The sequence below is a fragment of the Candidatus Sulfurimonas baltica genome (assembly GCF_015265455.1).
GTDB lineage: Bacteria > Campylobacterota > Campylobacteria > Campylobacterales > Sulfurimonadaceae > Sulfurimonas > Sulfurimonas baltica.
The window spans coordinates 766,362-782,042 of the sequence record NZ_CP054492.1 but is presented as its reverse complement, the minus strand read 5'-3'; the positions used below and the strand labels follow the sequence as shown (position 1 = coordinate 782,042).

The 15,681-nt window shown below is 33.6% G+C and carries 15 protein-coding genes; 9 read left to right on the top strand and 6 right to left on the bottom strand.

Translation table 11 applies throughout. The annotated features are described in order from the left end of the window. Positions 1–91: 91 nt before the first annotated feature. From HUE88_RS03875 to HUE88_RS03850, 6 genes are all read right to left on the bottom strand, one after another. On the bottom strand, positions 92–1,234 hold the full coding sequence (locus HUE88_RS03875) for a hypothetical protein (protein ID WP_194371249.1): 1,143 nt from the start codon (positions 1,232–1,234) through the stop codon (positions 92–94). Continuing rightward, on the bottom strand, positions 1,209–4,094 hold the full coding sequence (locus tag HUE88_RS03870) for a hypothetical protein (RefSeq protein ID WP_194371248.1): 2,886 nt from the start codon (positions 4,092–4,094) through the stop codon (positions 1,209–1,211). Before HUE88_RS03870 ends, HUE88_RS03875 begins: the two co-directional genes overlap by 26 nt. A 116-nt stretch (positions 4,095–4,210) precedes the next feature. After that, positions 4,211–5,488 carry an MATE family efflux transporter gene (locus tag HUE88_RS03865; protein ID WP_194372506.1) on the bottom strand — a complete coding sequence of 426 codons (1,278 nt, stop codon included), beginning with the start codon at positions 5,486–5,488 and terminating at the stop codon, positions 4,211–4,213. 35 nt (positions 5,489–5,523) lie between these two features. Continuing rightward, on the bottom strand, positions 5,524–5,796 hold the full coding sequence (locus HUE88_RS03860; RefSeq protein WP_194371247.1) for a hypothetical protein: 273 nt from the start codon (positions 5,794–5,796) through the stop codon (positions 5,524–5,526). Between the two features lie 115 nt (positions 5,797–5,911). Next, positions 5,912–6,163, bottom strand: coding sequence for a hypothetical protein (locus HUE88_RS03855; RefSeq protein WP_194371246.1), 252 nt, complete (start codon positions 6,161–6,163; stop codon positions 5,912–5,914). A 2-nt stretch (positions 6,164–6,165) separates the two neighbouring features. Next, positions 6,166–7,368 carry an MFS transporter gene (locus HUE88_RS03850; RefSeq protein WP_194371245.1) on the bottom strand — a complete coding sequence of 401 codons (1,203 nt, stop codon included), beginning with the start codon at positions 7,366–7,368 and terminating at the stop codon, positions 6,166–6,168. Positions 7,369–7,499: 131 nt separating this feature from the next. Here HUE88_RS03850 and HUE88_RS03845 point away from each other — a divergent pair, with 131 nt between their 5' ends. The 9 genes from HUE88_RS03845 to HUE88_RS03805 all read left to right on the top strand — a co-directional run bounded on the left by HUE88_RS03845 (position 7,500) and on the right by HUE88_RS03805 (position 15,673). Beyond that, a complete protein-coding gene (locus tag HUE88_RS03845; protein ID WP_194371244.1) occupies positions 7,500–7,877 on the top strand; it encodes a flagellar protein FlaG in 378 nt (125 codons plus the stop codon). 146 nt (positions 7,878–8,023) lie between these two features. After that, entirely contained in the window at positions 8,024–9,259 is a 1,236-nt protein-coding gene (locus HUE88_RS03840; RefSeq protein ID WP_194371243.1) for an argininosuccinate synthase, read from the top strand. Between the two features lie 9 nt (positions 9,260–9,268). Next, complete coding sequence (locus tag HUE88_RS03835; protein WP_194371241.1) at positions 9,269–10,006, top strand: ferredoxin-thioredoxin reductase catalytic domain-containing protein; 738 nt, start codon at positions 9,269–9,271, stop codon at positions 10,004–10,006. 102 nt (positions 10,007–10,108) lie between these two features. Beyond that, a complete protein-coding gene (gene rplI, locus HUE88_RS03830; protein ID WP_194371239.1) occupies positions 10,109–10,555 on the top strand; it encodes a 50S ribosomal protein L9 in 447 nt (148 codons plus the stop codon). Beyond that, entirely contained in the window at positions 10,555–11,100 is a 546-nt protein-coding gene (gene hslV / locus HUE88_RS03825) for an ATP-dependent protease subunit HslV (protein WP_194371237.1), read from the top strand. Before rplI ends, hslV begins: the two co-directional genes overlap by 1 nt. Continuing rightward, entirely contained in the window at positions 11,097–12,425 is a 1,329-nt protein-coding gene (gene hslU, locus HUE88_RS03820; RefSeq protein ID WP_194371235.1) for an ATP-dependent protease ATPase subunit HslU, read from the top strand. Before hslV ends, hslU begins: the two co-directional genes overlap by 4 nt. A gap of 70 nt (positions 12,426–12,495) precedes the next feature. Then, complete coding sequence (gene era, locus HUE88_RS03815) at positions 12,496–13,398, top strand: GTPase Era (RefSeq protein WP_194371233.1); 903 nt, start codon at positions 12,496–12,498, stop codon at positions 13,396–13,398. Next, on the top strand, positions 13,395–14,363 hold the full coding sequence (locus tag HUE88_RS03810) for a L,D-transpeptidase family protein (RefSeq protein ID WP_194371231.1): 969 nt from the start codon (positions 13,395–13,397) through the stop codon (positions 14,361–14,363). Before era ends, HUE88_RS03810 begins: the two co-directional genes overlap by 4 nt. Before the next feature lie 11 nt (positions 14,364–14,374). Next, positions 14,375–15,673, top strand: coding sequence for a M99 family carboxypeptidase catalytic domain-containing protein (locus HUE88_RS03805; RefSeq protein WP_194371229.1), 1,299 nt, complete (start codon positions 14,375–14,377; stop codon positions 15,671–15,673). The last annotated feature ends 8 nt before the right edge of the window (positions 15,674–15,681 follow it).

Below are 15,681 nucleotides of genomic sequence, written 5' to 3'. Positions count from 1 at the left end.
TTAATTCATAAACTAGATTCCAAGTCAAGCTTGGAATGACGATAGTTCCGCCACCATGAGCTTGATTTATGGTTTATTTGAGTGATAATAGTTAAAAATAAGTGCTTAAACTCAAACCAACTGCAGATGGTTCAAATAGGTCATTACACTTCAAGCCAATTGTGTAATTTTTATAGATTATATTAGTTCCAAAACTTTTAAACCTTGTTTCATAACTAAAGTCCATTTTAAAGGCATCTGTAAATATTTTTTTGTAAGTTATATATGGCAGATAGGTATTACACACGTACTCTGAACCTATATAAATAGCAGATTTTTCAAAAGAGACCCCTCCTTCAAAACGCCATTTACGCATTAAACTTTGTGTGTAATTTTCTGCTCTTTCAATTCCAGATATAGTAGGACTATATGTAACATATCCATTTTCATCGTAACTCTTATTGTCCGATGACATCTCCACATAACTGTATGGCACATCATCCCAATATAGTTTTCCAGATAAATCATTAACTAAAAGCAAAAATGAAAATGTATCATCTTCTAGTAAAAGAGAAATATGTGATGTATATCCATACGCTTGTGATTTTTCAACATCAAGGTCATATAGATAATTTTCTGTGTATCTATAATATGAACTTGCTGAAAAATCATAATCATACTCTGAAATTGCCGTAGCATCACCTAAAATATAGCCATCTTGCATCTGTCTTGCATAAAGAAATTCCAAGCCAAATCCAGCACTAAATTTCCATCCATTTTTTTTATAAAGCTCAAAACTATTTGCCACGACTAAACCATGTGATTCAAAACCATCTATCTCCATGCTCAAATTGTAAACTTTACTTGTTTCAAAATCAATATCATTTTTTGCGTTGTAAAGTAGTTTCACCATATCTTCTGATGCAGAAATTGCAACTTCTTGTCTATATGCATAGCCAAAATAACCCCAAGTATCATCTGAAAAGCCAATATCTACACGAGCAAATGCCAACGCTAGGTTCTCACCTGATTTAGCATGTAAATCTCCTTGAAGATCATTAAACAATTCTTTTATGCTAAAAGGGTCATTTGCAGCGAAAAGCTCTGCTTTAGAGTAAAATTGATAATTTTTATTTGTAAAGTTTTGTGGATTAAAAAGAGGTAAATTACCGGCAAAAGCCGGTAAACTTTTTAAACTAATAGCAAGAAGAGCTAAAAGTATGTACTGTTTATGGAAGTGATTCAAAACTACCATCAACATATTTGATAACTGGAACACCTGCTCTATCTTCAAAACTACCAAGCGTTAAACTACCTTTAGTTAATGTACTTGTAGTGTAGTTTATACCACCATTATCAACAACAACATCTGCAGTAATACCATCTGATGTTATAGTGATTTCTCCGTTTGTCATATTACTGTCAAATACAGCACTAGCAACTATTGCAGTAGTATCATAACTATACGTTGCAGTAATATTATTTTGCGTAGCACTATTAGTAAATCCTAAGTGAAGTGCCATTTCTGGACGACTTGGCATATTTAAAGAACCATCAAATGTAACATCCACAAGTGGCGTTGCATCGATGCCATCAAGATCTATTGTAACTACATTTAGCCATTGTGCATTCAAATCACCTGTTACTGAAGCTGTTGTATTTGTTAAAGTACCGTTAAAAGTAATCTCACTTGGTAACCAACCGCTATTATAAATATTGCTTTCTGACCAATTCCAAGACCCATAGCTAGATACTTGCAGTGTTCCTATTGAACATGATAATCCTGTATAGTTACCTAAATTTACAATATCTGAATATTGTGCATCTACATTTATATCATTAAAATAATTTTCACTCTGAATCTGCACTCCATTATCATAAGCATAAGTATAATCTGGAATATATGATGCACCATCAAAATTAAAAGTCAAGTCACCCACAGGTGCACTCATGTCAGAACAAGTAAAATTAACTCCAAAAGAGCTATATGGTACGTCAACTATCCCACCTTTTGCTGCCCATAGAGTATTTTGTGCATAACTGTTTACAGTAAGAGTACCATTTACACTATAATTACCTACAGTTCCTGCTAGAGTTAAACCATTTAACTTAAAATAGTTTCCTATAGGTTCGCCAGTAGTTGCATTAACATCATACCCAACATTTGCAGTTAGATTAGATATTGTAAAAGAATCACCATTACTAGAAACACTACCTTCTATTGCAATAGAAGCACCCTCTGTTGTTTTTGTTACAGTCACACTACCATCAAAACTTTGAGAATTTATTAAACTTGCATTTGTGTCAATCTCGTAAGTTTGTGGCAATGTACCAACTATATTTGCCGTAAGTGTAGTATAAGAAAAAGCTGATAGGTTCTCATCAACAATGTCTGGATATGTCACTGTACCTGACCACGCATTATTATTCGTATCTAAAATTGCATAACCCCATGAAACGCTGCCACTAATATTATTGTCTGTAAGTGTAACATTTCTAGTAGTTCCAGGAATAGTATAGTTTAATGTTGTTTGGTTTGTATCCATAGCAAAGTTAGTACGCGTAATAATACCATCTAATGCTTCACCAAGAAAACCTATATCAATTGCAGCACCATTTAATGCACTCTCCATAGAGAGGGCCTCTGTATCTAAAAAGCCTGGAGTTCCACTATTGTCATAGTCTACAACACTCATAGCCTGAGTACGCAACTCTGTAAAAATTGCTTTTGCTTGTTCCACATCAGTTAATAAAGCTAAGCCTTCTGGAGGAGTAATTACAAGAGCTAATGCCATTAGTTCTGCATTTCCTGTTGCATGAATCAACTCACTAAATGCAGCTGTAGTCATGTCTGAGCTAAAACCTTCCAAAATAGCTATATGGTATACAGCTGAATCACTTGCTACTATATCAAGATTCAACAAATATGCTTCTACTAAATCTTCATTATAAGCTATGCTAAGCGGGTTAGTGATTGAAGTAGGTACACCAGAAAGTGCTAATAATTCTGCTGTTGTTGTTGTAAAAGTATAACCTGCAATATTTATTGTTGCATTAATATCACCCTCAGAAGCTGTAATACTATAACCTGAAAGTAAATCTACCAAGGCTATCGTTTTAAGTTCGAATGGATCTGTCTCTAATAAAACTTCAGTATCTGATATTGTTGTATTGTTGTCTATTGAAGTCTCTACTCTCGCTTCATACTCCTCAATCGCATCATCAAAACCTATTGCTGTACTAGATATAGTTTCAGAAGTTGTGCCTGTTGTACCTGTTGGTAGTGCTACTTCTAACTGATCCTCAATTGTCTGTGCTAATACAACAGCTTCTTGTGCACCCGAACTTAAACTTGTATTTGTTTCTTGTGAAGCAACTGTTACAATTTCCGCCATACCTGCTGTCCCGTTAGAATCTGCAACTAAACCTGAAACTGTTACAATTGCGTTAGCAAGACTAGAATAAATAGCAGTTACAGCAGCATCTTTATTTGTTTGTGAACCATCTGCAACACTAGCTGCAGCAAGAACTTCAATAATTTTATGAATAGTTAATGCTGATCTAAGTAAATCAGTTGTTCCGCCATCAGAAAGAGCCTCTGCAACTGGGTCTTTATCTACATCATTTACATCAAGTCCTAAAGCATCTGCAACTTTTTGCTTAGCATCATCAACTGTACCACCACTAGCTAGAACAGCTTCAACCATTGTAGTTATTGGTGTTATATTAATTGTTGCTTTAGTTTCTAAAGGTGCTTTTAAACTACCAACGAAAGGCTGATTCGTATCAACATCCGTACCACCATAAACAAGCATAGGCGCTTTATTTATCTCAGCTATTGCTTTTTGTTCTGGTGTCATTGTTAAAGTAAATGAACCATTAATATCTGTTGAAGTAATTGGATCAGAACCAATATTACAAACCCCAGTAACATTTAAGTCAACACAAACGGTAGCAAGATATAAGTACCCATCTACTGCCGCCCCTGATATCACTGTATCCGCTGCTACTACTGGATCCGATGAAGTGCCGCCACCACTACTGCTACAACCCGTAAGCAACATGCTTGCTGTTAATATTGATATACCAATATTTTTATAACTAAATTTTCGCATTAATATTCCTTTTTTTATACTAAACCAACACTAGCACAAAAAATATAATATACCATTTAATAATAATTAAAAAATAACTAAATTACTTAAAAGTTACTAATAGCAACAATAAGTAACTATATTTTCATATCTAGCCAAGCCCTTTTATTATAAATATGACGATAAATAAGTCCTTTTAAAAGTGTCTCGATATTCATAATAATAAATATTGCGATAATCCCATAACCCATCTTATAGGCAATATATGATGGAATAACTCTAAAAATCCACAAAGAAAACACGTTAACTATCAAAGTTGTTTTTGTCGCCCCTGCACCGCGAAGAGCCCCAGAATAGACAAACATTATTGCAAGTGGAATTTGAGCCAATCCAACAAGTATGAGGTACTGCGAAGCTACAACTATTGTTGCTCTGTCTGTTGTAAAAAAACCTACTAATAATTCTGGAAAAAGTATAAGTAAAACGCCAACACTCCCCATAAATACATAAGCGATTCTTCCACTTATTATCCCCGCATTATAAGCTCTGTCTTTGTTGTTTGCCCCTAAGTTTTGCCCAACCAAAGCCATAGCGGCTATTGCGAAACCGAAACCTGGCATAAAGGCGATTCCCTCTATTCGAAGCCCTACTTGATAACCTGCCAACTCTGCTGTTCCGTAAGCTGCTATAATAGAAACAAACACCAAAAATGATAGACTTGAGACCCCTCGGTCCAGAGCTGCACTCCAACCGACATTCCATACCCTTTTTAAATCTTTTATTCTGATAATCGGGATTAAGTTTAACTTTGAGTGTGGTTTTTTAATAAGTATAAAATAGGCTATTACGTTAAAAAAATATGCAATTATCGTAGCATAAGCTGCACCCTCTATCCCCATAGCTTCGAAGCCATAATGACCAAAGATTAAAACATAATTTAAAAAAGCGTTGATTGCTGCTGAGAAAAGTTTTATATATAGTGAACTTTTAGTATCTCCCGCAGCTGAGAGTGCATTGTATAGAAGATTATCTATAAATATTACAACTATACCAAGAGAGAGTATTTTAAAGTAGATTGTACCCTGCTCTATTACATCACTCTGCGCACCCATCCAATAGTAAAAAGATTCACTTCCCATGTATCCGCCAATTGTAACAAATACAGAAAGTATAATTGCAAAAATACTAAGAGAGTAAAGAAGTGCAGAAGCTCGTCTTTTTCTCCCCTGCCCGATAAAACGCGAAATCAGAGCATTTCCACCAACAACATATAGTGTCATAAGAACATTTATAATCATCATAAACTGCATACTCATACCAACTGCTGCGAGTGCCGAGACACTGACCATACCAACCATTAACATGTCAATAAGAATTTGAAGAATATCTACAAGATGTTTTAGTGCTGCAGGAATAGCAATTGAGAAAACTTTTTTAGTGTCTCTAGAGATTACTCTTGAAAAAATTGTGCAACCTCTGTCATTATTTCTATTAGCTCATCTTTAGTCTCAAAGTGCAACTCTTTTTTATTTCTAAGTTCATCTTTAGGCGGAGTAAAATCAAAAATCAAAGCATATGATGTAATATTCACTTTTTCACCATTCATGTCAGCCCATTCAAGTGACATTTCTGCTGTTTCACCATTGACTTCAACAACGGCAGCTGGGTAAAGTCTTACTATTTTACTTAAATCTATATCACCTATTTTTGACTTGTAAATCATCGCATCCCTTTAATATCGGATTTTATCTTATATCTCCTTGGTAGCGTATTATAAAGATAAAACACTCAAAAAATAACCATTATGCCAATAAAACGAGGTAAAAAGCGTGAATCATTTAGTTTTTCTCATTTTTATTGTTAAGGCTCTTGCTCATGTCTCCATTTTTCATTTTAATATATGCCAGTACACCGAATGCAACTCCAATTATAATCGATATAACGCCCCAAAAATCATCTCGCTCATAAGCCATTGCTATCCAACAAAGATCTGCAAACAAATAGACCACTACAGCTTCATAAATTTTTCCACGAAATGTTAAATATGCCCCTACATTTAGAAGAATTCCCCCGATTACTGCAAAACTCATTATTAAATATCCTTAATATTTTGACTTTTTAAAATCCAAGCAAAGTATACACCACCTATAATAAATCCAAAACCTATCAACACTGTAATAAACTCTAGCGAATAACTTGAAGTAGCCAAGAATCCGATCATAAAAGATGTAAATGCAGCTGAACTTAAAAATAACATATCATTGTATGCCACAATTCTACCATAGTATTTTTGTTCTATATTTTTTTGAAGCAATGTATATGTATATGACCAAAGCGTTGTAGTAAATAGCCCTACAATCACACTTGCAGCAAGTGACATGTAGAAATCTTTCATAAGAGCAGCCCACAACCATACAGCTAATGCCTGAGCTATAAATATATAGCTTAATCTTTTGTTGTTAATCCATTTGCTTAGTATTATTGGACCTATTACCAATCCAAGAGCCCTTGACGCATGCATCAGTCCAAGCGCTAAAGATGTTGCTATCACAGAGGCATAGTATTTATCAACCATTAAAGCAACCAAAGCATCAAAAGCTGTCAGTCCAACAAAAGAATGCATCAACATAAGATGAATTGCATGTGGAAATCTTTTTAAATACCTAAAGGTGTCCCTCATCATCTCAAGTAGATTTTCACTGTTTTTGATTATTTCAACTTTAATATCTAGATTATAAAGCAAAGCAAAACCTACCATAAACATAAAAGCATCAAGGATAAATGCAACTTTAACTCCAAATAAATAAACAACGAATCCGCTTAGTGCCATTCCTAAAGTATATGAAAACGACCAAATTATTGAGTGAAGTTCATTTGCTTTTTGTAATTTATTCCCATCAAGTATCTTTGGTAAAAGTGACATCTCTGTAGTAAAATAAAAGCTTGCTGCTGCCATTTTTATAAATATTAGAGAATAAAGCAACCACAAATCAGATACATCGTTTACCAGAACTAAAAAAAGTGTTGCAAAAATTTCAAATCCTATTAGAATCAACATAAGTTTTTTTGGTTTCATACTGTCTATTATTGAACCGCTTAAAGGAGCTTGTATTACTCCGGACAAAAAATGAAGCATCGCGACAAATGCGACTACATCTGCGGAGACTTCCATTTGAAGTAAAAGTGTGTAAATGGCTACATTGCTAAACCATGCGCCAAAATAAGCAATAAGCTGAATGGTAGATAGTTTTTTTAATACAGGTTCCGATTTTAGAAGTTTAAAATATTCATTCATAAACGGAAGATTATCATAAATAAACAGATAAAAATTGAAATTTTGAAATTTTTCGTACTATTAATTAAAGTTATTTTTTTAATGGTCGATTTTCAGTGTAATAATTATATTCTCTAATGAAGGGGTACGTCATGGATGGCATAGCAAATGTTGCAAAACAACAGCAAACGCAAGTAGGTTCGCAAGAAACTCAAGGAAGAGTGGTTCAGCAACAACAGCAAGTTCAAAAGGTTGATGTTGTTAAAGAGATGCAAAAAGAGACTTCTGGTACAGATACCAAAATAAACTCTAAAGAGCAGGTTAAGGATTTAGTTGACCAACTAAATAAAGCAATGGCTCCGATGAACACAAATTTAAAATTTGGTGTAGATTCGCAAGATGTATTTTTTGTTTCTGTTATAGAGTCAGAAACAAGTAAAATGATTAGAAGATTTCCCGCAGAACAAGCCGCTGATTTTCTTCCAAAGATGCAAGAAGTCACAGGAATACTATTTGACTTAAAAGGGTAAACAATACCCTTTTAGGAAATTATTTTCCTTATTTTTAAATCTTTACTAGTCTTTATTTTTTTATTTATATAACTCCCACTAACCATTTTTTAATCTCTTTTATTGTAGTATCACGACATTTATTTTGCTCAACAAGGGTTTTTTATATGAAGAAAGAAGTTAAAAAAGTAGTTTTAGCATATTCAGGCGGGCTTGACACCAGTGTTATTTTAAAATGGTTACAAGACGAGTATAAAGCTGAAGTTATCACATTTACAGCAGATTTAGGTCAAGGTGAAGAAGTTGAACCAGCGCGTCAAAAAGCACTTGACAATGGTATTAAACCTGAAAATATTTTCATCCTTGATATTCAAGAGGAATTTGTAAAAGATTATGTATTTCCTATGTTTAGAGCAAATGCAATCTATGAAGGTGAATACTTACTTGGAACATCTATAGCAAGACCACTTATTGCAAAAAAGCAAATAGAGATTGCCTATAAAATGGGTGCAGATGCTGTAAGTCACGGAGCTACCGGAAAAGGAAATGATCAAGTTAGATTTGAACTTGGATATTTAGGACTTAATCCTGACATTACAGTAATCGCTCCATGGAGAGAGTGGGATTTAAACTCTCGTGAAAAACTTTTAGCATATGCAAGAGAGCATGGGATAAAAATAGATCAAAAGCATGTTGATTCAAATGGAAACCCAACTGTTAGTCCTTATTCTATGGATGCGAATCTACTTCATATCTCTTATGAAGGACTACACTTAGAAAATCCTATGAATGAACCAGAAGACTCTATGTGGCTATGGTCAAACTCTCCAGAAAACGCTCCTGATGAAAAAGAGTACATCACTATTGGATATAAAAATGGTGACCCTATCTCAATCAATGGAGAAGAGATGTCTCCGGCTACATTTTTAAGAACTTTAAATAAGTATGGCAATAAACACGGTATCGGAAGAGTTGATATTGTTGAGAATAGATTTGTTGGCATGAAAGCTCGTGGATGTTATGAAACTCCAGGTGGAACTATTATGCTAAAAGCTCACCGTGCTATTGAATCTATCTGTTTAGACAGAGAAGAAGCTCATATGAAAGATGGCATGATTGCTAAATATTCTGAGCTAATTTACAACGGTTTTTGGTTTTCACCTGAAAGAGAGATGTTACAAGCAGCAATAGATACAACTCAAAAATATGTTCAAGGAACAGTAAAACTAAAACTTTACAAAGGTAACGTTGAAGTTGTTGGTCGTGAATCTGACATGTCATTATACTCTGAAGCACACTCTACTTTTGAAGAAGATGAAGTTTATAACCAAAAAGACGCAGAAGGTTTTATTAGATTAAATGCTCTAAGAAGAATTATTGCTGGTAAAAAAAGAAATAAGTAAAGGATAAAAATGAGTATTATAAAAATTGATATGAATTCAGAAGAGTTCCAATCAAGAATGGAAAAAACAGTAGCATTTACAGATAAGGTAATTAATCAATTTGGTTGGGAATACAACCCTCAAGATGAAGTTAATGAAGGTGTACAAATGGGTCTTGCTCGTAACAAGATGATGTATAACAAACTGTTTTGTCCATGTTTTATGGTTGAAGATGTTGATGGAAAGCCACAAAGTACTGGAAATAGAACTTGTCCTTGTACTCCTGCTATTGAAAAAGAGATACCAGAAGAAGGAAAGTGTCATTGTGGAATTTTCTGTACTCCTGAATATGCAGCAAGACAACGTATTGAAATGGGAATGGAAGAAGTAGTTCATACACATTCACGTGGTCTTACAAAAGAAGAGTGTGAAGTACTTGTAGCTCAAAGTGAACTTGACGGTGATGAGATAATCTCTCTACTTGAAGCAAGAGAACTTGGAATGACAAACTTCAAACTTGTAGATGTTCGTGAGCATATGGAGTGGCAAATGGGTCATATCAAAGGTGCCGACAAACTTGTTCCAACAAGTAGTTTCTTCGCAGCTTTAGATGATGCAAAACTAAATAAAGATGAAAATATTATCGTTTACTGTCATGTTGGTAGCAGAAGTGCGCACTGTGCTAGAATCTTAGCAGATATGGGATACACGAAAGTAGGAAACCTATCTCATGGTATTGTTTCTTATGGCGGCGAGATAGAGAGATAAAATTGCATTATTGCAATGGGCTTCCTACCGAAGTTGTTGAAGACTCTCTGTGAGAAAACCAAGTGTTAGCGTAGCTAGCGGAACAAAATTAAGGAATAAGCAATGAAAGTACTACTAATTAAAGATGTAAAAAGTCTTGGCAAAGCTGGTGAAGTTAAAGAAGTTAAAGATGGTTATGGAAAAAACTTTTTAATTGGAAAGGGTTTTGCTAAACATGCAACACAAGAGATTTTAGCTCAACACAAAGCTGACGAAATACAAAATGCTAAGGACTTAGCAGATGAAATTTCTAAGCTAAAAGCAATGTCTGTGAAGCTTGATAAAGCTGAAATTATTATTACTAAAAAACTTGGTCAAAATGGTCACCTTTTTGGAGCTATAACTAAAGATGAAGTTGCACAAGCTTTGCTTGATCAGCATGAAATAGAGATAGACAAAAAACATATTACAGATAAAGTGGCTATTAAAACTGTTGGCGAACATGATTTAGACTTAAAATTAGGTCATGGCATACACGCTACACTTCATGTGGATGTACAAGGCGAATAATGTTTGACGCAACAACAATACTTGCTTATAAGGGCAAAAATAGAGCCGTTATTGGTGGTGACGGGCAAGTCACTTTTGGAGATAGCGTGCTTAAAGGCAATGCAACAAAAATCCGTACACTTCATAATGGTAAAATACTTGCTGGCTTTGCAGGAAGTACTGCTGATGCTTTTAATCTATTTGACATGTTCGAAGAGTTTTTAAAAGATAAAAAAGGTGATATTTTAAAATCTGTTATTGAGTTCTCTAAAGCGTGGAGAAAAGACAAAGTTCTTCGTCGTCTTGAAGCTATGATGATTGTTTTAAATAACGAGCATATTTTTATACTCACAGGAAATGGTGATGTTGTTGAGCCTGAAGATGGGGAATTAGCATCAATTGGCAGTGGTGGAAATTATGCTATATCTGCTGCGCGCGCGCTAAAAAAACATGCAACACTAGATGAAGAAGAGTTGGTTAAAGAGGCGCTACATGTAGCGGCTGATTTATGTATCTATACCAATCACAATATCAAAACGCTAACGCTAGATGGAGAGAATAAGTGAATTTAACACCAAAAGAGATAGTTGAGTATTTAGATCAATATGTTATATCACAACACAATGCTAAAAAAACTATCGCTCTAGCACTTAGAACAAGATATAGAAGAATGCAACTAAACGCAGAACTTCAAGATGAAATAATGCCTAAAAACATTTTGATGATTGGCTCTACTGGTATTGGTAAAACTGAAATCTCTAGACGACTTGCTAAAATGATGCAGGTTCCTTTTATCAAAGTAGAAGCGAGTAAATACACTGAAGTCGGTTTTGTTGGGCGTGATGTTGAGTCCATGATTAGAGACTTGGTTGTTGCATCAATAGCAATTGTTAAAGCTGAAAAAGAGGAACAAAATAGAGAAAAAATACAAAACTATGTTTTAAATAAAATAGTTGAGAAACTTCTCCCCCCTCTTCCAGATGGTGCTAGTGAATCTAAAAAAGATGACTACCAAAGACTTCTAAAAGCAATGGAGGAGAGGGTGACATCTGGCGAAATGGACGATAAAACCATAGAACTTGAAATACAAAAGATACATGTAGAGTTTAATGATACAAACTTACCGCCGGAAATGGCTAAAGTACAGGAATCTTTTTCTAAAGTATTCTCTCAAATGAATAAAGAGGACAACAAAAAAGAGGTTACTGTAAAAGATGCAAAGTCTATATTAAAACTTGAAGCAACTTCCAAACTCTTAGATATGACAAATATCAATGCTGAAGCACTTAAGCGTGCAGAGGATGGCGGAATAATCTTTCTTGATGAGATAGACAAAATAGCCGTTAGTGAAAAATCTCAAGGGAGAAATGACCCAAGCAAAGAGGGAGTTCAAAGAGATTTACTTCCAATAGTCGAAGGGAGCAGTGTTACTACAAAATATGGTGTTATCAATACTGACCATATTCTTTTTATAGCTGCCGGTGCATTTCACACAACTAGACCTAGTGACCTTATTCCTGAGCTTCAAGGTAGATTTCCTTTAAGGGTTGAACTTGAATCTCTAACAGAAGAGACATTATATAAGATTCTAACACAGACAAACAACTCTTTGCTTAAGCAATACGAAGCACTTTTAGGCGTTGAGGGTATGACATTAGTCTTTGAAGATGAAGCTATTCGAGCAATTGCAAAGCTTTCTCACAGAGCTAACGAAATAACTGAAGACATTGGCGCTAGAAGACTTCACACTGTACTTGAAAAAGTTTTAGAAGACATTAGTTTTAATGCTGATGAAAAAAATGGTGAAGAGTTTAGAATAACTTCAGAATTAGTACATGAAAAGCTTGATTTGGTTGTTGAAAATGACGACTTATCTCGCTATATACTATAAATAATAACGACAAAAAAGTGATTTCTTTGTCCTCATGCCATTTATGGCTATTTTAATAAAGGGTTAATATATGACAAAAGCTGGTTTTACTAAAAAAACCCGAGCGGGTTTTGTATCTCTAATCGGTCGTCCAAATGCTGGAAAAAGTACACTTATGAATTCACTTTTAGGTGAAAATATAGCTATGGTTAGCCAAAAAGCTAACGCAACGAGAAGAAGATCAAATGCAATAGTAATGCATGAAGATACTCAAATTATATTTGTTGACACCCCAGGTTTACATGAGAGAGAGAAAATTTTAAATCAATTTATGCTGGATGAAGCTCTAAAAGCAATGGGTGATTGTGATTTAATAGTATATCTTGCACCAATAACAGATTCTACTGAGCACTATGAAAAATTTCTAAAACTAAATAATGGCAAAGTTAAGCACATAATAGTGCTTAGCAAAATAGACCAGGTAAATCAAGATAGACTATTTAAAAGAATTGCTTCATATAATCAATATTCAGATCAGTTTGAAGCACTTATACCAGTTGCTATCCCTAAAAAAATGGGTCATGATGAACTACTTAAAGTTATATCTAGAAATTTACCAGAGTCTCCTTTCTTGTACGACCCAGATGATTTAACAAGTGAGCTTGTTCGTGATATATATGCTGGATTCATCAGAGAAGGTATTTTTGAAAATGTAAGTGATGAAGTACCTTATGAAGCTGATGTACTTATTGATTCTATTAAGGAAGAAAAAAATATAGATAAAATATTTGCAACAATAATAATTGAAAAAGAGTCTCAAAAAGGGATTATTATTGGTAAAGGCGGTGATTCTATCAAGAGAATCGGGAAGTACTCCAGAGAAAAAATAGAGATGCTCAGCGGGAAAAAAGCTTACCTTGAGTTACAAGTCTCAGTTAAAAAGGGCTGGACTAAAGATAAAGCATTTTTACAAGAGATAGGTTATTCATCATGAGATTATTACTTCTAATATTTATTCACTTCACTCTATTTGCAAATGACATTTTAACTAACTACAGAATTAGTGGTATAAATGAAATTGAGAAGCAGATGGATTTAGAACTCACCAAAGAGGAGTATTGGTCTGCATATATACAAAACAGAGATACATCATTTGGTTACATTGAATCTTACTCAAATATTCTTACATGTAATAAAGAGGAATCTAATCTAAATTTATATGTTTCAGACGATAGTTCTAAATTTAAATTTAAAAAAGAATATAGTGCTTTCACTGGAAAAAGAAAAGGTGATAAAACCGAAGAGGGAGATTTAAGAACACCAATTGGGATATACCAAATAGTTCAAAAACTATCTAAAGATACAAAACTAAATCCTTTTTACGGACCGCTTGCTTTTGTTACTTCATACCCTAATATATATGACGAGTACAGGGGGAAAAATGGTTCTGGAATTTGGATACATGGTCTTCCAACAAATGAGTCAAGAGATGATTTCACCAGGGGTTGTATTGCTATAAATAACCCAAATATAGAATGTTTGGATAGAAATATAGATATTACTAAAACTCTGCTAATTATAAATAGTTCCAAAGTTGAAAAGAATGTTTCTAAAAAAACACTCTCATCAATTTTATCACAACTATATGCTTGGAGATATGCTTGGCTTTACAATGATGTGAACAGCTATCTAAATTTTTACAACTCTGAATTTATAAGAAATGATGGGATGGATATTCAAAAATTCAAAAACTATAAAGAAAGAGTTTTTAGAAAGAGTGAGAAAAAAACCATTATTTTCAATGATATAAATATAGTTCCATACCCAGATAGTAGTAATGTTTATCAAATAGCTTTTAAAGAGTTTTACGAGTCTGATACATTTAAATTTTCTGGAGATAAGACTTTAATTGTAAAAGTTGACGAAAACAGTAAAATCTCTATTTTAACAGAAAAATAAAAGCATTTATAATGAATATATTTGCAGTTAAAATAATTTTTATAGCTCTTTTTTTGAGCGCTAATGCTCATGCCAACATACAACTTATTAAAAAAGAAAACTCTGACTCCAATACAACACTTCTAATAATAGCCGGTGTCCATGGAGACGAGCCTGGTGGATACTTTGCTGCTTCTATATTAGCAACCCACTATGACATTAAATCTAATAATTTATGGATAGTTCCGAATCTCAATCAAAAAAGTATTCAAGAAGATTCAAGAGGAATAAATGGAGATATGAATAGAAAATTCTCTGCTATTAAGAAAGATGATAAAGATGCTGATATTATTAAAGAGATTAAAGGGATTATTCTATCAAAAAACGTATCATTAGTTTTAAATTTACATGATGGTCATGGCTTTTACAGAAAAGAAAACAATGGTAAAATTTTCAACCCTACTGCGTGGGGACAAACTTGCGTAATAGATCAATGCAAACTTAATCAAAATCAACCGTTTGGAAATCTAAATAACATAGCATCAATAGTTAAAGATAATATGAATAAAAAACTTATTCAAAAGCATCACAGTTTTAATGTTAAAAATACAAAAACAAAGTTTGATGATGAAGAGATGCAACTTTCACTCACCTATTTTGCTGTAACAAATAACAAACCGGCGTTTGCAATTGAGAGTAGTAAAAATCTCTCTTCACTGTCTCAAAAAGTTTTTTATCAGTTGCTTGCTATAGAAGAGTTTATGAATATAATGGAAATTTCATACACTAAAAAATTTAAATTGAATGAAAAAAACCTCAGTAAAATAATAAAAGATTATGGCACATTAGGTATAAATGACAATATTTTGTTAAATTTAGACAATATCAAAAAAAGATTAAGCTACATTCCGATAAAATCAGAGAGTAATGAATTTAAGTTTTCAAATCCCTTAGGTAGCGTAAAAAGTGTCAATGGCAAGTTTATTGTTTACATAGGCAACCAGATGGTTACGACGCTGGAACCACAATTTTTCAAGGGTGCGCGTGATTATGCGAAAAATTTCGATGCGATAATCGACGGAAAGACTATTTCTTTTGATAACACTTCAGATATTTTCGTATTTGACGATTTTAACGTGATAGAGCGAAGTGGTTATCGTGTAAATGTTATTGGCTATTCGTCAACAAATAGAAAAAATGAAAGCGGCATAGATATAAGTCTTAAAGACTTAAGCAGAAGGTTTTCAATTGACAATAACGATAAGGTTTATAGAGTTGAGTTTTATAAAAATGATGAGTTTTGCTTTATGTCAAAAGTTCATTTTAAATAAATAGGATT